Below are 19,947 nucleotides of genomic sequence, written 5' to 3'. Positions count from 1 at the left end.
AGGTTTGTCTATGGTTTAAATAATTATCCCTGCCCCAATGAGCATGTCGTGAGCGTTTTAGCTATTTCAATTACAACCGTAGCCTTAGCAGAAATTGGTGATAAGACCCAATTGCTATCTCTACTTCTTGCCAGTCGTTACCGTAAACCGATTCCAATTATTGCTGCGATCTTTTTCGCTACTATTGCTAATCACGCTTTAGCAGCATGGTTGGGTGTGGTGGTCGCCGATTACTTATCTCCTGAAGTGTTAAAGTGGGTGCTGGTGGTCAGTTTCGCTGCGATGGCGGCGTGGGTACTGATCCCTGACAAACTGGATGACGATGAAGAGATCTCTAATCGCGGTCCATTTGTCGCCAGTTTTATTGTCTTCTTTGTGGCCGAAATCGGCGATAAAACCCAGATTGCGACCTCAATTTTGGGCGCGCAATACGCTGATGCGCTGAGTCTGGTGGTACTGGGGACCACAATTGGTATGTTGCTGGCGAACGTTCCTGTGGTTGTGATTGGTAAGCTGTCAGCAGATAAGATGCCATTGGCGCTGATCCGAAAAATCACCGCAGCTCTGTTTGCGGCATTAGCCGTCGGTGCTTACTTCTACTCGTAACGTAAATCGACGTGACTTATTGATAATCTTTTAAATATCAATAAGTCACAAAGTCTCAACTGGATATCACTTTGGCGATAAATTGGTCAAAGGGTGACGTCTGACATATTTGTGTCATCGTTGTCATGCTACTTTAATCATGTGAATGATATTACTCGGATTAGTTGAAACTTCGTATGTTGGCGGTGGTTTTAAGTATGAAGAGTGTAGCGAGAGGGCAAGTTTATGCTTACACGTTATATGGGGATGTCCCCAAAAAGTCAGAGCTATTTGTTCACCTTTGGTTTGGCGCTGTGTTTGTTAGCGATGGTGCTCACGGATATGTGGATCCCGATCGTAGCAGGTGCGTTTATTCTCACTGGCTTGACGGTAGAGGCATGGATTCGGGTTGCGCATATTATCCCGATGCATGAAGAAATGCGTGCGATGAAAAAGCAGATCAATAAACTCCAGTCAGAAGTACGAACCCTAGAGTATGAAGAATAAAAAACGGCAGCCTCAGGCTGCCGTTTTATTTTGTTTGACGCACATGCGTTACTCAACACCCTTCTTGATAAGGTATTGGTATGGCAGCTCATCGGTTTGGGCTGCAATCAACTGATGATCCATAAAGCGACAGAAGCTCGGAATATCGCGAGTTGTTGATGGGTCGTCGGCTTTCACCAACAACACATCCCCATCGTTCATGGTTCGAATTGTCTTCCTGACCATCATAACTGGCTCTGGGCAGCGTAGTCCTTCCGCTTCGAGAGTATGTGTTGCCTGCTCTGGATTGAATGTCATGGTCATATCTTTTTTGCTCTGATCTGGGCGTAGATAATACTGCTGAAGAAAAAATATTCAATAAGCACTTGGCAAACAGATCAATTTGTTTTAACTTAGTTAACAAGTTGGTAACAATTAAACCAAGGAGCAGCGATTATGACAGCATTAGATCGTCTCACAATCTATTCTGTGTTGTGTTTTATCTCCTTCTGCGCCCTTGTTTTACGTTCACCAACTGAACCGTCGTTTATGCCATTACTTGGCATGGTTGCGACGGTCGTAGGGATTTGGCTCGAGATGCATCGTTGGCCGAGCGCATCAGAAGAGCAAGAACATTGATGGATGACCTTCCAACATCCTTCAACATTTGTAACTACACTCAAATACATTCCGACACTATCCCCATTTTTCTTGGGCTTCCCCGCTGAAAGGCGGGATTTTTTTTGCCTAAAGAGTAGAATCTGACTAATACCTTGTAAAAAGAAGTGGCTACTTGTGGAATTAGAAGAGATCTACCGACGCGACTTAAACCTGTTTGTGGCTTTGCGAGTACTGATTGAAGAATCCAGCGTGAGCAAGGCGGCGCATCGGCTCAATTTAAGCCAGTCGGCGATGAGTCGAGTGCTTGGGCGACTGCGTGACATGCTTGGCGACCCACTTTTTACCCGCCAAGGCCAGCATCTAATTCCGACCGAGAAAGCGCTTGAAATTGATAGGGCGTTGGGTGAACCGTTGGAATCGTTGCGACAAATTCTTTCGCCGATCGAGTTTGAACCCAGTAGTTGCGAACAGACGTTCACCATTGCGACCACCGATTATGCGATGCAGACCATTTTGCCGTTTGCTTTACCGCGTATTTATCAAGAAGCGCCCAAGGTGTCGTTTAACTTTCTTCCGCTGCAGTACGACCGGTTAGATGACCAATTGACGTATGAAGGCGCCGATTTGGCGATCTGTCGTCCGATTGGTCCGGTTGAACCGCTGCGCAGTGAAATTCTTGGCCGGGTGGGGGTGCTGTGTTTATTGTCCAAACAGCATCCTTTGGCTGATACTGAAATGAGCTTGCAAGACTACCTCACGTGTCCACATGCGATGATCGCCATCAGTGATGGGGTGAAAGCTCTGATTGAGCAAGCGTTGGTTGAGTATCCCGAGCGAAGAATGGTCCTACGCGCATATCATCTTGAAGCGGCGCTGACGATTGTCGATACCATGCCGTTGATTATCACCGTGCCAGCAGATCTCGCTTACTTGGTTGCTGAGCGGTATGACTTGGTGGTGAAACCGTTGCCGTTCCACTTTACGCCGTTTGACTACTCGATGATTTGGCATCCGCGCTGTGAGCATTCTCCTGCACAAGAATGGTTGCGAAGCATTGTTAAGGAAGAATGTGGTCGTTTGATTGCCAAACGGATAGAAGACATGGGATTGAATGGATAACAAAAGAGCCAGCATTGCTGGCTCTTTTTATGTTTGGTCTGTGTTTAAAGCTTAATGACAACACGACCAGTCACTTGACCGTTGGTAATGTCTTCGGCGTATTTAGGCGCTTCTGCTAATTCAACTTCGGTACATGCTTGATCAAAGTAGCTCTCTGGTAGTAGCTCAACCAGCTTTTCCCATGCGGCGATACGTTTTTCGGTAGGACACATCACTGAGTCCACGCCTTGCAGACGCACGTTGCGCAGGATAAATGGCATCACAGTTGTTGGTAGGTCAAAACCACCTGCCAAACCACACGCTGCTACCGCACCGTTGTAATCCATCTGTGCCAGTACTTTTGTTAGAACTTTGCTGCCAACGGTATCGACGGCACCAGCCCAGACTTGCTTCTCAAGTGGGCGTGCTGGCTCTTCAAACTCAACACGGTCGATGATGCGGCTTGCGCCAAGCTTTTCTAAAAGAGGACCGTTTTGTTCAACACGACCAGTAACGGCTGCGACTTTGTAGCCTAGTTGAGCCAGCAATGTTACTGCGACTGAACCTACACCACCGCTCGCACCAGTCACTAGAACCTCACCGTCTTCCGGTTTGATGCCCGCATCAAGCAGCGCTTGAACACATAGCATTGCAGTAAAACCTGCGGTGCCAACCATCATTGCTTTTTTGCTGTCTAGCCCTTGTGGTAGTGGTACCAGCCAATCCGCTTTTAGACGCGCACGTTGCGCCATGCCACCCCAATGGTTTTCACCCACACCCCAACCAGTCAAGACCACTTTATCACCGGTTTGGTAGCGTGCGTCTTGTGAGTCCAGCACTGTGCCTGCTAGGTCGATACCCGGAACCATCGGGAAGTTGCGGATGATTTTCCCTTTACCAGTGATCGCCAAACCATCTTTGTAGTTCAGTGATGAGTAATCAACTTCGATAAGCACGTCTCCTTCCGGTAACTGGGCTTCATCGATTTGTTCGATACTCGCGATAGTGCGTTTTTCTTCTTGGTTTAGAATCAGAGCGTTAAACATAAGTGGTCTCCACTGTGAGCAGCAAAATTTAAAAACTGTTGTTGAGTGTAGTCTCAAAACGACTATGACTGAAATGAAACTTTAGCATTATATCTATGCATATCACGCATTATTACTAAGGGTATTATGGCGATAAAAAAGCCAGTCGGGAGACTGGCTTTGGTGACTGGAAAAAGTGGCCTAGGAAAGGAAAAACTTATACGCAGGATTTTCTGTTTCGTCTTTGCACTGATAACCCAGTTCACGTAAGTGAGCTGAAAATTGTGACAAATCACCTTCATCCAATTCAAAACCACATAAAACCCGACCGTAGTCTGCGCCGTGGTTGCGGTAGTTAAACAGGCTAATATTCCAATGTGTGCCAAGTGTACTTAAGAACTTCAGCAGGGCGCCCGGGTATTCCGGGAACTCAAAGCTGTATAGGCGTTCTTTGAGCGGTTTGGATGGTTTGCCACCAATCATATAGCGCACGTGCAGTTTCGCCATTTCATCGTCAGAAAGGTCAACTACCGGATAGCCGCCGTCACGCAAATCGTGAATGATATGCTCGAGTTCCTCTTGGCCACCTTGCAAGCGGACACCGACGAAGATATTCGCTAGGCTGTCGTCACTGTAACGGTAGTTAAATTCCGTTACTGCGCGCCCACCGATCAGGTTGCAGAACTCAAAGAATGCTCCTTGGCGCTCGGGAATCGTTACTGCGAGTAACCCTTCACGTTTTTCACCCAGTTCACAACGTTCGGAAACATAGCGTAATCCATGGAAGTTGGTGTTGGCGCCAGAGAGAACCGTCCCCAATTTTTTGCCTTCCAGCTGGTTCTTTTCGGCAAACTTTTTCAGACCCGCTAGGGCTAATGCACCTGATGGTTCGGCGATCGCACGGGTATCTTCAAAGATATCTTTGACCGCAGAACAAATTTCATCGCTCGATACTGTAATGTGTCCGTCGATGTACTTCTGACACAGGCGGAATGTTTCTTCGCCGATGCGTTTTACCGCAACACCGTCGGCAAACATACTGACTTGGTCAAGCACCACAGGTTCACCGGCATCGAGTGCTGCTTTTAGGCACGCTGAATCTTCCGGTTCCACCGCTATGACTTTGATTTCTGGCATCAGTTGTTTGACTAAAACCGCGACACCCGCAGCCAAGCCACCGCCACCGACAGGGACGAAGATGTAATCAAGATGACCGTTTTGCTGCAGCATCTCCATCCCGATCGTGCCTTGCCCAGCGATCACCAATGGGTGGTCGAATGGGGGCACAAAGGTATAGCCGTTGACTTCAGATAAACGTTCGGCTTCCGCTTTGGCTTCGTCAAAGTTGCTGCCATGCAGCACCACATTGCCACCAAAACTGCGTACCGCATCGACCTTGATGTCGGGTGTGGTTCTTGGCATCACAATCGTGGTTTTGATGCCAAGCTTAGTGCCTGACAGCGCCATGCCTTGAGCGTGGTTGCCTGCCGATGCAGCAATGACACCTGCCGCTTTTTGCTGCTCAGATAAGCTCGCCACCATGTTGTAGGCGCCGCGCAGTTTAAACGAGTGCACTGGCTGGCGGTCTTCTCGTTTGATTTGCACTTGGTTTTTCAGACGCGCCGATAAGCGCGGCATATCTTGCAGTGGGGTAACGGTCGCCACTTCGTACACAGGTGCGCGCAAGATTTGGCGCAGGTACTCTGCGCCAGATTGTGGTTTGAGGGCTGAAGAATCGCTCATAAGCTAGCCCTCTAGCTTAGATTTATCTCGTACTGCACCTTTGTCAGCACTGGTTGCCATGCTTGCGTATGCTTTCAGTGCAAAAGAAACTTCACGTTCACGGGCAACGGGTTTCCAGCCTAGCTCGTCTTGTTTCGCACGGCGCTCTGCAAGCTCTTGCTCAGAAATTTCTAGAGCAATGCTGCGGTTTGGAATATCAATCGCAATCATGTCGCCATCTTTAACCAAGCCAATCGCACCACCGTTTGCTGCCTCTGGAGACGCGTGACCGATCGACAGGCCTGACGTACCACCAGAGAAGCGACCGTCGGTTAACAGCGCACACTCTTTGCCTAAGCCCATCGACTTAAGGTAAGTGGTTGGGTAGAGCATTTCTTGCATGCCCGGTCCACCTTTTGGTCCTTCGTAACGAATCACCACGACGTCGCCCGCTTTCACTTTACCGCCAAGGATACCTTCTACCGCATCTTCTTGGCTTTCAAATACCACTGCAGGACCGGTGAATTTCAGGATACTTTCGTCAACACCAGCAGTTTTGACGATACAACCGTCGAGCGCGATATTGCCTCTGAGCACCGCAAGGCCGCCATCCTGGCTAAATGCGTTTTCTTTAGTGCGGATACAACCTTCAGCACGGTCATCATCCAGTGTGTCCCAACGGCAGTCTTGTGAGAAGGCTTGGGTAGTGCGGATACCAGCAGGTCCAGCACGGTAGAACTCTTTTACCTGTTCAGATTCAGTCAGCATGATGTCGTATTGCGCCAATTGCTCTTCCCAAGTCAAACCTAATACGGTTTTCGATTGGTTGTGCAACAAGCCAGCGCGGTCTAGTTCACCAAGAATACCGACCACGCCACCAGCGCGGTGCACATCTTCCATATGGTATTTCTGCGTGGACGGCGCCACTTTACATAGGTGCGGTACCTGGCGAGACATGCGGTCGATATCGGTCATGTCGAAATCGACTTCACCTTCTTGCGCTGCGGCGAGTAGGTGTAAAACGGTGTTGGTTGAACCACCCATCGCGATATCCAGCGCCATCGCATTTTCGAATGCCGCTTTGGTTGCGATATTGCGTGGTAGTGCGGTTTCATCGTCTTGCAGGTAGTAACGTTTTGTTAGTTCAACGATGCGTTTACCCGCATTAACAAACAGCTCTCTACGGTCTGCGTGAGTGGCAAGTAAAGAACCGTTACCCGGCTGAGATAGGCCAAGTGCTTCGGTCAGACAGTTCATCGAGTTCGCGGTGAACATGCCCGAACATGAACCACAAGTCGGACACGCCGAACGCTCGATCTGTTCGCTCTGCTCATCTGAGACTTTCGGGTCTGCTCCTTGGATCATCGCGTCAACAAGGTCGAGCTTGATGAGTTGGTCTGAAAGCTTGGTTTTTCCTGCTTCCATCGGGCCACCAGAGACAAAAATGACTGGGATATTCAGGCGCATCGACGCCATTAGCATCCCCGGAGTGATTTTGTCACAGTTAGAGATACACACCATTGCGTCCGCACAGTGCGCGTTAACCATGTATTCCACCGAGTCCGCGATCAGTTCACGTGACGGTAGTGAGTAAAGCATGCCGCCGTGACCCATCGCGATGCCATCGTCGACCGCGATGGTGTTGAATTCTTTGGCGATACCGCCTGCCGCTTCGATTTCTTGCGCGACGAGCTGCCCTAAGTCTTTTAAGTGAACGTGACCAGGAACAAACTGAGTAAATGAGTTCACCACCGCGATGATTGGTTTACCAAAGTCTTCATCTTTTACGCCGGTTGCGCGCCACAAGGCACGAGCACCCGCCATGTTGCGTCCGTGTGTGGTGGTGGCTGATCTGTATTTAGGCATTGTGCTACTTCCTTATTTTGCATCTTGCGGGTAAACGTAATCCAACCAACCCCACTTATCTTCAGTGGTGCCGTTGAACAGGCCAAAGTACGCTTCTTGTAGCGCTTTAGTGATAGGGCCACGTTTACCGCTGCCAACTTCAATTTTGTCGATAGTCGCAACCGGTACGACTTCTGCTGCGGTACCAGTCATAAACACTTCGTCCGCTAGGTAGAGGGCTTCACGGGCAATATTCGCTTCGCGAACTTCGTAACCCATGTCGCGCGCCAGTGTCATGATCGAATCTCGGGTGATGCCCGGTAGAATTGCACTGGTTGCTGGTGGCGTGGTAATGACACCGTTTTTCACTACGAAAATATTCTCGCCAGCGCCTTCTGATAGGTAACCGTCTACGCTCAGTGCGATACCTTCGTCGTAACCGTGGCGGCGAGCTTCACCGCCAACTAGTAGAGAAGATAAGTAGTTACCGCCTGCTTTTGCTGCGGTTGGGATGGTGTTTGGCGCCGCACGGTTCCAGCTTGAAACCATCGCGCTAACGCCGTTTTCTAGTGCTTCTTCACCAAGGTAAGAACCCCAAGGGAACGCGGCGATAATTAGGTCCATCTCGGTACCTGCTGGCGGGCAAACACCCAGACCCACGTTGCCAACAAACCCTAGCGGGCGAATGTAAGCGTTATCCAGTTTGTTTTGGCGCAGTGTTTCGCGCGTTGCTTCCATGATCTCATCGATTGAGTACGGGATCGGGAAACGGTAGATCTTCGCAGAATCTTTAAGACGCTGTGCGTGCTCGCGGTGACGGAAGACAATTGGACCTTTTGGTGTGTTGTAGCAGCGTACGCCTTCGAATACCGACGTACCGTAATGCATCGCGTGAGTCAGAACGTGAACGTTAGCGTCTGCCCATGGAACCATTTCACCGTTGAACCAAATGTAATCTGCAGTTTTTGTAGCCATTATTGCCTTCCTTATGCACAAATCTTTTGTTGTAAGTTGTTATTTGGTAGTTCGTCGTTCGCGATTTGTGTCACCTCGACGGTGCGAACATCCCAGAGTTTCTCAATCTGATTGGTAATGAAAGAGATTGGACGATCACTATCTACGATAATTTCCACGCTCGCTACTTTGCTTTCGTGATTTTGTGTCGCGGCTACCTGTTTGATGATGAAGCCACGGTGGCGAATCACTCGCAGAACACGCTCTAAAAGTACCGGTTTGTCATCCGCTTTGATGTCTAATAGATATCTTTCCATGTTACGTGTTCTCCAGCATGTCATTGTTTGAAGCACCTGGCGGTACTAGCGGCCATACATTTTCTTCTTCGTCGATCAGTACGTGAAGCATGTATGACGTTTTGCTCTCAAGCATCTCTTTTAGCGCCGGTTCTACTTCTTCCTTTTTGGTGATGGTTTTACCCGGGATATCGAACGCTTTTGCCAGCATAACGAAATCCGGGTTGTCATCTAGAATCGTTTCACTGTGGCGACCGTCAAAGAACAGCGATTGCCATTGACGAACCATGCCTAAACGCTGGTTGTTGAGTAGAACGATTTTGACCGGAATCTGGCGGCGTTTTAGCGTGCCCAGTTCCTGCACGTTCATCATAAATGAACCGTCACCGGTAATAAGGATTGACTGGTCATCAGGACGAGCGACCGCTGCCCCCATTGCTGCAGGAAGACCAAAGCCCATGGTGCCAAGCCCCGCAGAGGTGATGAAGTTTTGTGGCTCTCGCGGCTGAATATGCTGCGCTGACCACATTTGGTGTTGGCCGACGTCGGTCGAAACGATCGCGCTGTCCGGCATCATGTCTGATAGCTGTTTTAACAGGCCTGGTGCGTAGATAAGCTCGCCCGGGTGGTCGTAACGCCATTTGAACGCGGTGCGTAGGCTTTCACTGTGCTTAACCCAAGGTGTGATGTCTTTCACTAGTTCCAGCTGAGACAAAACCTGTGGAATTTCACCACGAACTGGTGCATTGGCTTGACGAAGTTTGTGGATTTCTGCCGCATCGATATCGATATGGATGACTTTCGCGTTTGGCGCAAAGGTATCCAGCTTACCTGTTACTCGGTCATCAAAACGTGCACCAACGGCAATCAGCAGGTCACATTCTTGTACAACTAAGTTGGCTGCTTTGGTGCCATGCATACCCAGCATGCCCAAGTAATGTTGGTCGTGGCGCTCTACCGTACCCAAGCCTTTTAGTGTACTCACCGACGGCATTGGATTTAAGCGTAGAAATTCGCGTACCGCGTCTGTCGCGTGGCCCAACTGCACACCACCACCAACATAAAGTACCGGACGAGAGCTTTGTGATAGCAGCTCTTGTGCTTTCGCAATGGCCGCAGACGTCGCGGCGGGCATAGGAGGTGGAGTAAAAGGAGGAAGGAGTTCAACAGGAGCTTGTGCTAGCTGTACATCTTTAGCGATATCAACGATAACAGGGCCAGGGCGGCCAGTTTTTGCTACTTCGAAGGCTTCGGCCATGGTTGGCGCGAGTTCGTTGATATCGGTAACTAAGTAGCTGTGTTTGGTACAGGAGAGTGACATGCCGATCACGTCCATTTCCTGAAATGCATCGGTACCGATATGGGAACTGGCAACCTGACCTGTGATAGCAACCAGTGGGATGGAATCCATAAAGGCATCGGCTAAACCGGTCACTAGGTTGGTGGCTCCTGGTCCGGATGTGGCCATACACACGGCAACATCTTGAGTAGAACGAGCCATGCCGATGGCAGCCATTGCTGCGCCTTGCTCGTGACGACAAAGTATATGCTCAACACCGCCATCGTATAATGCGTCGTAGATTGGCATGATTGCACCACCAGGGTAACCAAATACGGTCTTAATCCCTTGCTGCTGCAATGCGGCTACGACTAACTCTGCACCTGTCATCGTAAGCCTCCCTGTGTATCGCATTGGCGATTATTTTTTCTTGTGCACTGCATGTGCGCTCCCATTCTTCCTGTCATAACTGACCTTTGAACGACTTTGGTCAGGATGAACTTTGTTTTAATTTAATTTTTTGAACTGTTAATTGTAAAAAAACCCCCGGACTTCTCAGTGCGGGGGTTTTTAAGAATTTGTGGTTATTTTTCGCCCACCAGCCCCCGCGCGGAATCAATAATGACCACGATAATCAGGGCAATCAGTGCGTTAGTGCGGGCGGTAAAGTTCATCTTCGTTTTCTAATGTTGTGTCTATGCAATATGGTACGAAATTGTTTGCGTCTCTAGTGGTATCACACATATCCGTTAAATGACAAGCAAAAACTCATACTTTTTTCACATTCCATCAGCAACTGATCAAGCTATATAACAAGCTTGATTGTGATTTAGACAATTTATCAAGGAGATAAATAGTGAATGGCGAAAAAGTGATGAGTTTATGGGATTAGCGGTAATTCATAGTCGAGCTTCGGTCGGAGTAGAAGCGCCCAATGTGACGGTGGAAGTGCACATCAGCAACGGTATGCCGGGATTTACGTTAGTCGGTTTACCAGAAACCACCGTCAAAGAATCGCGCGATCGGGTGCGCAGTGCGATCATTAATTCACGGTTTGAGTTCCCCGCCAAACGGATCACGGTCAACTTGGCACCGGCCGATCTTCCCAAAGAGGGCGGTCGGTTTGATTTACCAATTGCACTCGGCATTTTGGCGGCTTCGCAGCAGATCCCGATGACGGACTTAGATAGTAAGGAGTTTATCGGTGAATTAGCACTATCGGGAGAATTACGCTCGGTAAAAGGTGTGTTGCCTGCTGCGCTTGCGGCGAATCGAGCCGAGCGTTGCCTGGTGGTGCCACAGCAAAATGGTGACCAAGCTGCCTTGGTCGGCCAACATCTGCATAAATCGGCGCAAAGCTTATTGGAAGTGTGTGCTGACTTGTGTGGTCAGCAGTCATTAACGCTCCATCAGACGCAAAAACGTGCCAAGTTGGCGTCTAATCAACGCGATCTGCAAGATATTATAGGCCAACAACAAGGGAAGCGCGCGTTGGAAATTGCCGCAGCGGGTAACCACAACCTACTGTTTCTCGGTCCTCCCGGAACGGGAAAAACCATGCTGGCTTCTCGCCTGTGTGACCTGTTACCTGAGATGGATGACGAAGAGGCAATGGAAACCGCATCGGTTGCCTCGCTCACTCAGCAAGAAATCAATGTCCACAACTGGAAGCAGCGCCCGTTTCGATCTCCGCACCACTCCAGTTCCATGGCGGCGTTGGTGGGTGGGGGCACCATTCCAAGGCCGGGCGAGATTTCGCTGGCTCATAATGGTTTGTTGTTTCTTGATGAAATGCCCGAATTTGAAAGAAAAGTGCTCGATTCACTGCGTGAACCCCTAGAGTCTGGTGAGATCATCATTTCGCGTGCGCAAGGTAAAACTCGTTTTCCCGCCCGATTTCAACTGGTGGGCGCGCTGAATCCAAGCCCAACGGGTTACTATGAAGGCAACCAATCACGCGTTAACCCACAGTCGATTTTACGTTATCTCAGCCGATTATCAGGCCCGTTACTTGACCGCTTTGATATGTCGATTGAAATACCGTCTCTACCGAAAGGCACTTTAGCCGAAGGGGGAGATCGTGGTGAGCCGACGGTCGTGGTCAGAGAGCGTGTGTTGGAAGCGCGAGCAAGGATGCAACACCGAGCCAACAAATCCAATGCGTTGCTTGGCAGTCGAGAGATCGAGAAATATTGCCCGTTAAATAAGCCAGATGCGCAGTTTCTGGAAAGTGCTTTGCATCGGTTAGGGTTATCGATTCGCGCTTATCATCGCATCATCAAAGTCGCGCGAACTATCGCGGATTTAGAGGGACAGGTCGATATTGAACGTGCTCATCTTGCGGAAGCGTTAGGTTATCGAGCCATGGATCGCCTATTGAAGCAATTGACAGCGCAAGCGGTGTAACAGAACAAAGTTCTTATTGTTTGCTCTTAGTATGGTTGAATCGTCTGATTCTACTTTTGCTTGAGCGTAAACGTTTCCGTGTTCATTTAATGCAACGATATTATGTTTCATGTTGCTTTTTTTAGAACAAAACGTTGGTTATATAGCATTAGTTCCAGTGTGGTGATTATGATTTAATCAATTGGATACATAAGAAAATGGAATGATATATAACCAACAAGGAAGCAAAATATGAACAGCTTAAAAGGCCAGTTGGGCAACTGGCGACTTCACCTCTTGGTGATTGCAATAGCGGTCATTGCCGAGCTCGTCGGCGTGGTTAAAGTGCCGCTAGGCAGCAGCAGTGTGGTACTGCTCCCCCTCTTTTACGCATTTATCATCGGTTTGCTCTTTAATCCGAATGTCGTCGGCGCCGCGAAACGGGTACTGAGTTCAAAACAGGCTGAAAAAGCCACGCCAATCATCATTATTTCCGTTCTTCCTTTCTTGGCGAAATTCGGCACGCTTATCGGTCCTTCTCTAAACAAAATCTTGGCGGTTGGTCCGGCGATGATTTTTCAGGAACTCGGTAACCTCGGTACTATCTTAGTCGCAATGCCTGTCGCGATATTGTTGCTGAAGATGGGACGTGAGTCGATTGGTGCGTGTTTCTCTATCGCGCGTGAGCCGAATATCGCACTGATCTCTGATAAATATGGCTTGAAGAGTCCGGAAGGGATCGGTGTTATGGGGGTTTATGTCATGGGCACTATGTTCGGCACGCTGTATTTCGCGATTTTGGCTTCTTTACTGGCGTCAACAGAATGGTTTGATGTGCGCGCATTGGCGATGGCATGTGGTGTGGGTAGCGGCAGTATGACCGCGGCATGTTCTGCTGCGTTGGGTGAAAGTGTTCCGGCGATGAAAGAGGAAATCCTTGCTTTAGCTGGTGCAAGCAACTTGTTAACTAATGCGACAGGTCTATTTGTCGGGCTATTTATTGCTTTACCTTTGACCGAAAAACTCTACCGCTTACTGGTGGGGAACAAGACGGAGAAACAAACACAACAGCCAGGGAGTGATCTAAATGTCTAATGCAGCAACGAAAAAGAATGTAAATGCCGATATTAATCTGATCGATTACGCGATGGTGTTGGCGATTGTGTGTGTTGTCGCGCTGATCAGTAACTGGACTGGTACCGGTGTGACGCCGCTTTCGGCACTGCCGGGTATGGCGATCATCTTTGCCATGGTGATGGCAGGCTTGGTGCTCGCGAAAGTCATGCCGTTTTATTTGCCGTCGGTGGCTTGGTTGTCACTGGTCAGCGTGTTACTGACCATTCCGGCCTCACCGCTTGCGGAGCCGATCCTTAGCTACGTAAAAGACATTAACTTTTTGAGTTTGGTGACGCCGGTGTTGGCGTATGCAGGTTTGGCGATCAGCAAACACGAGGTCACGACCTTTAAATCTGCCGGCGGTAAGATCGTACTGATTGCTATCCTAGTGTTTACCGGAACGTACATTGGTTCTGTATTGGTTGCGAACGCGCTGCTTTAAGCGCGTTCAACCAATGCTACCTAAGATTAATCAAAACAATAAAACAGCTAGAAAAAGGTTATGACTGAATACATCAAACATCACTCCGAAGAGCATGCTCAGCTCGTACAATGGCGACGTGATATCCATGCCCACCCTGAAACCGCTTATGAAGAGTTCAGGACGTCGGAAATTATTGCCGATATCCTCACCAGTTTAGGTTTAGAAGTACATCGTGGCCTAGGTGGCACTGGGGTAGTCGCCACCTTGCGCGGCAGTTTAGGTGCGGGAGAAAGCATCGGCCTGCGCGCGGATATGGACGCACTCAACCTCGATGAGTTGAATACCTTCGCGCACTGCTCGACCCACCAAGGCAAAATGCACGCTTGTGGTCACGATGGCCACACCACGATGTTGCTCGGCGCCGCTGTGATGCTGGCGAAAAATCCGTACTTTAAAGGGACCGTACACTTTATTTTCCAACCCGCGGAAGAAAATGAAGCGGGTGCAAAAGCGATGATTGAAGATGGTCTGTTTGAGCGTTTTCCGGTCAAAGAAGTGTATGGTCTACACAACTGGCCAGCACTGCCTGCTGGTGAAGCTGCGGTGCATGACGGCGCAGTCATGGCCGCATTCGACACCTTTGACATCAAAATTGTCGGCGCTGGTGGACACGGCGCAATGCCGCACGACACCATCGACCCAGTCTATACCGCCAGTTTGATCATCAATGCGTTACAAAGCGTGATTAGCCGTAATCTTGACCCACAAAAGTCTGGAGTGATCAGCGTAACGCAAATCAACGCTGGCCATGCTTACAACGTGATTCCCGAAGAAGTCGTATTCGCCGGGACAACTCGCTCGTTCTGTCCTCAGGTCCGTGATTTGATCGAATCGCGTATGAAAGACGTTGTGACAAATATTGCGCATGCACAAGGGTGCAAGGCGGAAATTGTATATACTCGACGCTATCCCGCGACGATCAACACGCCAGAGGAAGCGGCAAAGTGTCGCGCCGTGTTGGAACAAATGCCGGAGATCTCGCGCTTACACCTTAACCCACCAGCAAGTATGGGCGGTGAAGACTTTGCATTTATGTTGGAGCAGCGCCCTGGCGCGTATATCTGGCTAGGTAACGGTAGCCAACAACATACCCATAACCTGCATAGCCCGAACTACGACTTCAATGATGATGTGCTGCCGATTGGCGCTAACTTCTGGGTAAGGCTCGTGCAACATTTGCTGGCTAAATAACGGAGTAGCAGTACAAGACCGATGGATGATAGAGCCTTAAGATATTTCGAGGTGGTCGCTAAAACCAAAAGTATTCGTGCAGCGTCGGAGATTCTGCACGTTTCGCCGTCGGCGATTAGCCGCAAAGTGGCTCAGCTAGAGTCACAACTCGATGTGCAGCTACTCGACCGCATTGGTCGCGGAGTCAATCTGACCGAATCGGGTCTTCGTTTGACCGAGTACATTCAAGACGTCAATCAGCGTAAAAATGACTTTATCTCGCAACTGTCAGAAATCGAGCTTCTGCAATCGGGGACTCTGCGTATCTCGATCGGTGGCGGCTTTATCCCTGACTTACTCAATAACGCGATTACACAGTTTTCGCGTTTGCACCCAGGGGTCAAGCTGGTGTTGCAAGTAGGTGGTGGCGATGATGTCATCGATAGCATCAAGAACGAAGAATCGGACATCGGTTTACTGCTCAATGCCAAGCACGACCCAAAAGTCGACGTACTCTATTCCTGCGCTTTCCAAGAGCTGAGCTTATTGGTGCCAAACCATAGCCCTTGGGCTTCACTCGAGATTTGTTCTCCTTCCCAACTGTCCGAGATCCCGCTGGCGTTATTGACCGAATCGTTCAGTATCCGCCGTGCGGTGAATCTTTATGAAGCTCGCCAACAAATTCGCTTGAAATCGATCATGGAGTGCAACTCCTTCGAAGCACTGAAAAACTTTGTTGAAGTCGGACTCGGCGGAGCCTTGCTACCGAAAGTGTGCGTGGCGAAAGAGTTGCAAAATCACTGTTTTGTCGCGATTCCTGTCGAGGGCATGCATACTCTAGATACGTCCGTTGACTTGGTGATGCGTAAGGGGCGATTGCAGAGCAGTTCAATCAAAGAGATGAAGTCGTGTATCATCAACTGCATGAGTGCGTTTAACGCGACGCAGCCTCGTTAGTCGTATCACACCAGTTTACGGGCCTTAACATAGCTATCTACTTGCTATTGTTAGGGATATATTGTTATAACCAGTAACTCATTCATAAGTGGTGGTTGTGTAATCGAGTACGCGACGAGGGATAGACAATGAAGCTGCAACAACTTCGCTATATTCGCGAAATTCAGCGAAACGGATACAATATTTCATTAACTTCGCAGAAGTTATTCACTTCTCAACCAGGGATCAGTAAGCAGGTTGCGCTGCTGGAAGATGAACTCGGCGTACAGATTTTTGAGCGACACGGTAAACATTTATCCGGCCCGACCGAAATCGGTAAACAGATCATCCATGAAGCCAGCCAAATGCTGGAAATTGAAGACCGTATCAAAGCAATTTCAGCCAGTGTTTCCTCTCCGGAGCAAGGTCGCCTCAATATTTACACTACCAACGCGATTGCCAAGTTCTTGTTACCAGAAAGCGTCCGCTACTTTATGAACCGCTACCCCAAAGTATCGCTGCACATGGGGACGATTGAACCTGACACTCGTGGTAATACATTACCAACTGGTCCATACGATTTCTCGATTGTGGCTCAAGACGTTGATGAGCAAATGGATCTGGCGATGCTGCCAGCTTACAAATGGTCATTGAGTTTGATTGTGCCATCTGACCACCCGTTGGCGACGGCGGAAACGGTCACGCTTGAGCAGATCGCTCAAGAAAAACTGATCAGTTACGAGCTCAAATCAACCGGGCGTATCGCGATTGATAACGCCTTTGCTCAGCGCGGTTTAGACCCACAATATATCGTTACGGCGATGGATGTGGATGTGATCAAAGAATACGTCAGCATGGGTGTAGGCATCGGCATTATTGCTTCGGTTGCGACTCACTCGATGAGCAGTTCGATCGCAGTGCGTTCGCTAGAAGGGCTAGTCCCTGATTGTTATGCATGGCTTTGTTATAGTAAAAACATTTACTTACAGCGCTATATGTACGACTTTATCGAGAAGTTCGCACCGCATTTGACCCGCTCGGTGATCGAAGAAACCGCGCACATGTCAAAATCTGAACTGATGAAATGGTTTGAAGACGTCCAGTTACTTACTTATCGTTAGCGATAGTCTGCTGAGTGAGTTAAAAACCACCTTATTGAAGGTGGTTTTTTTTATCGGTTTAGAAGTGGTAACTCATCCCTACCGTGGTTAAAAACTGGCTCTTGTCGTAGAACTCGATATCAGAATCAGTATTTTTGTAGCCCGCCAAAGAAATGAAAGACCAATCTTGCCAATCACCGCTCAGACGATATTCATACGCGGCAAATAAGCTATAGATATTCTCGTCGCGTTTTTTATCAAACAACGGGTTTTTCTCATCAAATGAACGGTTCGTGTAGGCCGCGGTAATCGCTAGCTTATGGTGGTCGAACAAAGCTGCATACATAGCTTCGGCTCTGACCGAGTCACTGGAATTTGCATCGCCATCCGCATCGGTTGAAGTATAAGTGAGTGTTGGGGTCAGATAGTTTGATTCGCTTAACGAGAAACGATAACTCGCTCTGATTAGATACCAATCTAAGTCGCGATCCAACAATTTCGCTTCTGCTTGAGAAAGCTGGGTTGTACCCGACAGTTCATCATCCACGTCTCGGGTGCCATATGCGGTATCTAGACTAAAGTTCGAGCCATTAATATTGCTGAGCTTGAGTCGATACGCCATACCATCTTCGTCTGTTTTATGACGTCTTTGACCTTCCAAAAACGGGTCTTCCCAGACCTCTCGTGACATCACGCTGGGTAGCACTGAAACATCGACGATAGTTCCAGAGTTAAGTTCTTGCATGTACCCGATCTCTAGCGCGAGTGCACCGACGGCAATATCTTCACGTGATGTCCCGATGTAAACTTGCTTATCTAACTCTGAGCCAAAGGTGTAGGCGAGATTACCGAGCGGAATAACGATACCGCGAGAATCCGTCGACGCGTCTTGATTTAGACTGTCTATGCGTTTGTCTGCTTCGGTATCAAAGTTGGATTTGGACGACACGTAGCCAGTACTTAGCGCCACTTCGCCACTTATTCCGGGATTTTGAGCTAATTTCGCCATACAGGGCGACGCCGCCAGCGCGAAAATGAACAGTGTGTGTTGAGCTTTCATCGTTGCTTCCCTTAGGGATTTTTTATAATAGTTGAACACTACGATAAGGACATGAAACTAATCAGACCATCTGCGTAATGATTCCAAAGTCATTTGGGATTCGTATAATTACACACTGTTTTATTTCTAATGAAGTAAATAAATGTGAATGTCGTTGTTAATGAAATAATTCCCATAAATACAACGTAGTTCACCGGGAGCTGAATATTTATCAATTTTGTAGAGGTCTCACTCTTGAGAGTTATGCTGCCCTTTTTAGTTTTTATTTTTAATATTTTTATCGTCACCCTAAACTCGGTAGTTTGCTCTGTTGCGATATGCGTCATTGCACTCTTTAAGGTGTTATTACCGAACCCAAAGCAAAAGGCGAAAGCAACGTCTGTTGCCAATCAAGTGATGTGGTTGTGGGCGACGATTAATGCCAAAGTGTTGGCGATCACCAATCGTGTAGAGTGGGATATTGAAGGTGGTGAGCAACTCAAGAAAGACGGATGGTATTTGCTGATCAGTAACCATTTGAGTTGGACTGATATCGTCGTGCTTTGTTGCGTGTTTAAAGACCGTATCCCGATGCCAAAGTTTTTCCTTAAACAGCAACTGATGTATATCCCGTTTCTGGGGATGGCGTGTTGGGCGTTAGACATGCCATTTATGCGTCGCTATTCTCGCGAATATCTCATCCGTCATCCGGAGAAACGGGGCCAAGACCTGCTGACGACACGCCGCTCGTGCGAGAAATTCAAATACGCGCCGACAACAGTGGTGAACTACGTCGAAGGCACGCGCTTTACCAGTGAAAAGCAGCGTAGCAGTAAAGTGGGCTACCAACACCTACTTCCACCCAAAACGGGCGGTATCGCTTATACGCTAGCGGCGATGGGGGATCAGTTTGAGAACATTATTGATGTTACTTTGGCGTACCCTGAAAACACAGAAAAGCCATTTAAAGATATGTTGATGGGACGAATGACGAAGATTGTCGTACGCACCAAAGTGCTGCCTGTTAATGAGCACGTGCGTGGCGATTACTTTAACGATAAGCCATTTAAGCGTCAGTTCCAGCAATGGCTGACGTCGATTTGGCAAGATAAAGATGTGCTATTGCAGAAGATTTACCAAAGCAAATAAAAAAGGGAGCGTAATGCTCCCTTTCTCGTCTATCGCTGATGGTGTTATTTGGTTAGTAAGTAGTTGACCAAGTCGAAGTACTCATCCATCGTTTTGATGCTTTGTGCTTGAACTAGGTACTTGTTGTTCACCACTACCGCTGGAACGCCAGACAAGCCGCTGTCTTTAAACTGCTTGTCGAAGCGGCGAACCATGGAATCTACCGCAAAGCCGTTAAATGCCGCGTCAAACTTCTTGCCGTCGATACCTTCGTCGACGAACATCTGACGTAGCTCGTCATTGTTCTTCGGCGCTTTACGCATGTTGTGGATGCGGTTAAACATCACAGGTACCATTTTGTCTTCTGCTTTTAGCACTACCATGGTCGCGTAAGCTTTGCTCATTGACTCACCCATGTTGCCACCCATGAACGACACGTGGTTTTTCTGGAATTTCGCGTTTTCTGGCAGCTTCGCTTTCAGTTGCTGGATGATTGGTTCAAATGAATTACAGTGAGGGCAGTAAAAAGAGAAGAACTCAGTAACAGTTGGTTTTGATGAAGCTTCTAGATCAAGAACCTTGTAGTGCTGACCTTCTTTAAATTGCGCTGCATGAGCAGAAAGGCTCAGCATAAGTGTTGCGACTAGGGCAAACAGCTTTTTCATTGGTGACTCCATT

Annotated in this window: 20 protein-coding genes; 11 read left to right on the top strand and 9 right to left on the bottom strand. The window is 48.5% G+C overall.

Going from position 1 to position 19,947, the window contains the following annotated elements; all coding sequences use genetic code 11:
* Positions 1–48 precede the first annotated feature (48 nt).
* Both HCZ42_RS16380 and HCZ42_RS16375 read left to right on the top strand, forming a co-directional pair.
* A complete protein-coding gene (locus HCZ42_RS16380) occupies positions 49–606 on the top strand; it encodes a TMEM165/GDT1 family protein (protein ID WP_167421801.1) in 558 nt (185 codons plus the stop codon).
* A 225-nt stretch (positions 607–831) separates the two neighbouring features.
* Positions 832–1,092: a hypothetical protein gene (locus HCZ42_RS16375; RefSeq protein WP_167421800.1), complete on the top strand. Its 261-nt coding sequence runs from the start codon at positions 832–834 to the stop codon at positions 1,090–1,092.
* Positions 1,093–1,140: 48 nt separating this feature from the next.
* Here the strand turns inward: HCZ42_RS16375 and tusA are convergent, their stop codons facing one another.
* On the bottom strand, positions 1,141–1,389 hold the full coding sequence (gene tusA / locus HCZ42_RS16370) for a sulfurtransferase TusA (protein ID WP_053408035.1): 249 nt from the start codon (positions 1,387–1,389) through the stop codon (positions 1,141–1,143).
* A gap of 135 nt (positions 1,390–1,524) precedes the next feature.
* Between tusA and HCZ42_RS16365 the strand changes: the two genes are divergently transcribed.
* Positions 1,525–1,710, top strand: coding sequence for a hypothetical protein (locus HCZ42_RS16365; RefSeq protein ID WP_167421869.1), 186 nt, complete (start codon positions 1,525–1,527; stop codon positions 1,708–1,710).
* Positions 1,711–1,866: 156 nt separating this feature from the next.
* Positions 1,867–2,811, top strand: a complete 945-nt coding sequence (locus HCZ42_RS16360; protein WP_167421799.1) for a LysR family transcriptional regulator — start codon at positions 1,867–1,869, stop codon at positions 2,809–2,811.
* Positions 2,812–2,855: 44 nt separating this feature from the next.
* Here the strand turns inward: HCZ42_RS16360 and acuI are convergent, their stop codons facing one another.
* The 6 genes from acuI to ilvG all read right to left on the bottom strand — a co-directional run bounded on the left by acuI (position 2,856) and on the right by ilvG (position 10,301).
* Positions 2,856–3,836, bottom strand: coding sequence for an acrylyl-CoA reductase (NADPH) (gene acuI / locus HCZ42_RS16355; protein ID WP_167421797.1), 981 nt, complete (start codon positions 3,834–3,836; stop codon positions 2,856–2,858).
* 180 nt (positions 3,837–4,016) lie between these two features.
* The gene (gene ilvA, locus HCZ42_RS16350; protein WP_167421795.1) at positions 4,017–5,558 is read right to left on the bottom strand and encodes a threonine ammonia-lyase, biosynthetic; all 1,542 of its coding nucleotides are present in this window, start codon (positions 5,556–5,558) and stop codon (positions 4,017–4,019) included.
* Between the two features lie 3 nt (positions 5,559–5,561).
* Positions 5,562–7,403 (bottom strand): dihydroxy-acid dehydratase, encoded by a 1,842-nt coding sequence (ilvD, locus tag HCZ42_RS16345; RefSeq protein ID WP_167421793.1) that lies wholly within the window; start codon positions 7,401–7,403, stop codon positions 5,562–5,564.
* 12 nt (positions 7,404–7,415) lie between these two features.
* Entirely contained in the window at positions 7,416–8,357 is a 942-nt protein-coding gene (gene ilvE / locus HCZ42_RS16340) for a branched-chain-amino-acid transaminase (protein ID WP_167421791.1), read from the bottom strand.
* Positions 8,358–8,368: 11 nt separating this feature from the next.
* Positions 8,369–8,653: an acetolactate synthase 2 small subunit gene (gene ilvM / locus HCZ42_RS16335; protein ID WP_053408042.1), complete on the bottom strand. Its 285-nt coding sequence runs from the start codon at positions 8,651–8,653 to the stop codon at positions 8,369–8,371.
* Position 8,654: 1 nt separating this feature from the next.
* Entirely contained in the window at positions 8,655–10,301 is a 1,647-nt protein-coding gene (gene ilvG / locus HCZ42_RS16330) for an acetolactate synthase 2 catalytic subunit (RefSeq protein ID WP_167421790.1), read from the bottom strand.
* Between the two features lie 492 nt (positions 10,302–10,793).
* Between ilvG and HCZ42_RS16325 the strand changes: the two genes are divergently transcribed.
* The 6 genes from HCZ42_RS16325 to HCZ42_RS16300 all read left to right on the top strand — a co-directional run bounded on the left by HCZ42_RS16325 (position 10,794) and on the right by HCZ42_RS16300 (position 17,123).
* A complete protein-coding gene (locus HCZ42_RS16325; protein ID WP_167421788.1) occupies positions 10,794–12,317 on the top strand; it encodes a YifB family Mg chelatase-like AAA ATPase in 1,524 nt (507 codons plus the stop codon).
* Positions 12,318–12,548: 231 nt separating this feature from the next.
* Positions 12,549–13,391 (top strand): DUF3100 domain-containing protein, encoded by an 843-nt coding sequence (locus tag HCZ42_RS16320; protein ID WP_167421786.1) that lies wholly within the window; start codon positions 12,549–12,551, stop codon positions 13,389–13,391.
* Positions 13,384–13,854, top strand: a complete 471-nt coding sequence (locus HCZ42_RS16315) for a hypothetical protein (RefSeq protein WP_053408048.1) — start codon at positions 13,384–13,386, stop codon at positions 13,852–13,854. The genes HCZ42_RS16320 and HCZ42_RS16315 overlap by 8 nt, the downstream gene beginning before the upstream one ends.
* Positions 13,855–13,914: 60 nt before the next feature.
* Complete coding sequence (locus HCZ42_RS16310) at positions 13,915–15,087, top strand: M20 aminoacylase family protein (RefSeq protein ID WP_167421784.1); 1,173 nt, start codon at positions 13,915–13,917, stop codon at positions 15,085–15,087.
* A gap of 21 nt (positions 15,088–15,108) precedes the next feature.
* Positions 15,109–16,023, top strand: coding sequence for a LysR family transcriptional regulator (locus tag HCZ42_RS16305; protein WP_167421782.1), 915 nt, complete (start codon positions 15,109–15,111; stop codon positions 16,021–16,023).
* A gap of 128 nt (positions 16,024–16,151) precedes the next feature.
* A complete protein-coding gene (locus HCZ42_RS16300; RefSeq protein ID WP_167421780.1) occupies positions 16,152–17,123 on the top strand; it encodes a LysR substrate-binding domain-containing protein in 972 nt (323 codons plus the stop codon).
* Between the two features lie 58 nt (positions 17,124–17,181).
* Here the strand turns inward: HCZ42_RS16300 and HCZ42_RS16295 are convergent, their stop codons facing one another.
* Positions 17,182–18,162 carry a DUF2860 domain-containing protein gene (locus HCZ42_RS16295; protein ID WP_167421779.1) on the bottom strand — a complete coding sequence of 327 codons (981 nt, stop codon included), beginning with the start codon at positions 18,160–18,162 and terminating at the stop codon, positions 17,182–17,184.
* 243 nt (positions 18,163–18,405) lie between these two features.
* Here HCZ42_RS16295 and HCZ42_RS16290 point away from each other — a divergent pair, with 243 nt between their 5' ends.
* Positions 18,406–19,290 (top strand): acyltransferase, encoded by an 885-nt coding sequence (locus HCZ42_RS16290; RefSeq protein ID WP_167421777.1) that lies wholly within the window; start codon positions 18,406–18,408, stop codon positions 19,288–19,290.
* Positions 19,291–19,334: 44 nt separating this feature from the next.
* Here the strand turns inward: HCZ42_RS16290 and HCZ42_RS16285 are convergent, their stop codons facing one another.
* Positions 19,335–19,934 (bottom strand): thiol:disulfide interchange protein DsbA/DsbL, encoded by a 600-nt coding sequence (locus HCZ42_RS16285; protein ID WP_053408054.1) that lies wholly within the window; start codon positions 19,932–19,934, stop codon positions 19,335–19,337.
* Positions 19,935–19,947 lie beyond the last annotated feature (13 nt).

This window comes from Vibrio hepatarius, from assembly GCF_011806575.1.
GTDB classification, from domain to species: Bacteria; Pseudomonadota; Gammaproteobacteria; order Enterobacterales; family Vibrionaceae; genus Vibrio; species Vibrio hepatarius_A.
Note: the sequence above shows the minus strand (reverse complement) of the source record. Positions and strands in the feature narration are given on the sequence as shown.

Coding starts and splice junctions, on each gene's coding strand:
- HCZ42_RS16375 (WP_167421800.1), top strand. CDS start 832: ATGCTTACACGTTATATGGGGATGTCCCCAAAAAGTCAGAGCTATTTG.
- tusA (WP_053408035.1), bottom strand. CDS start 1,389: ATGACATTCAATCCAGAGCAGGCAACACATACTCTCGAAGCGGAAGGA.
- acuI (WP_167421797.1), bottom strand. CDS start 3,836: ATGTTTAACGCTCTGATTCTAAACCAAGAAGAAAAACGCACTATCGCG.
- ilvA (WP_167421795.1), bottom strand. CDS start 5,558: ATGAGCGATTCTTCAGCCCTCAAACCACAATCTGGCGCAGAGTACCTG.
- ilvD (WP_167421793.1), bottom strand. CDS start 7,403: ATGCCTAAATACAGATCAGCCACCACCACACACGGACGCAACATGGCG.
- ilvE (WP_167421791.1), bottom strand. CDS start 8,357: ATGGCTACAAAAACTGCAGATTACATTTGGTTCAACGGTGAAATGGTT.
- ilvM (WP_053408042.1), bottom strand. CDS start 8,653: ATGGAAAGATATCTATTAGACATCAAAGCGGATGACAAACCGGTACTT.
- ilvG (WP_167421790.1), bottom strand. CDS start 10,301: ATGACAGGTGCAGAGTTAGTCGTAGCCGCATTGCAGCAGCAAGGGATT.
- HCZ42_RS16325 (WP_167421788.1), top strand. CDS start 10,794: ATGGGATTAGCGGTAATTCATAGTCGAGCTTCGGTCGGAGTAGAAGCG.
- HCZ42_RS16320 (WP_167421786.1), top strand. CDS start 12,549: ATGAACAGCTTAAAAGGCCAGTTGGGCAACTGGCGACTTCACCTCTTG.
- HCZ42_RS16315 (WP_053408048.1), top strand. CDS start 13,384: ATGTCTAATGCAGCAACGAAAAAGAATGTAAATGCCGATATTAATCTG.
- HCZ42_RS16310 (WP_167421784.1), top strand. CDS start 13,915: ATGACTGAATACATCAAACATCACTCCGAAGAGCATGCTCAGCTCGTA.
- HCZ42_RS16305 (WP_167421782.1), top strand. CDS start 15,109: ATGGATGATAGAGCCTTAAGATATTTCGAGGTGGTCGCTAAAACCAAA.
- HCZ42_RS16300 (WP_167421780.1), top strand. CDS start 16,152: ATGAAGCTGCAACAACTTCGCTATATTCGCGAAATTCAGCGAAACGGA.
- HCZ42_RS16295 (WP_167421779.1), bottom strand. CDS start 18,162: ATGAAAGCTCAACACACACTGTTCATTTTCGCGCTGGCGGCGTCGCCC.
- HCZ42_RS16290 (WP_167421777.1), top strand. CDS start 18,406: ATGCTGCCCTTTTTAGTTTTTATTTTTAATATTTTTATCGTCACCCTA.
- HCZ42_RS16285 (WP_053408054.1), bottom strand. CDS start 19,934: ATGAAAAAGCTGTTTGCCCTAGTCGCAACACTTATGCTGAGCCTTTCT.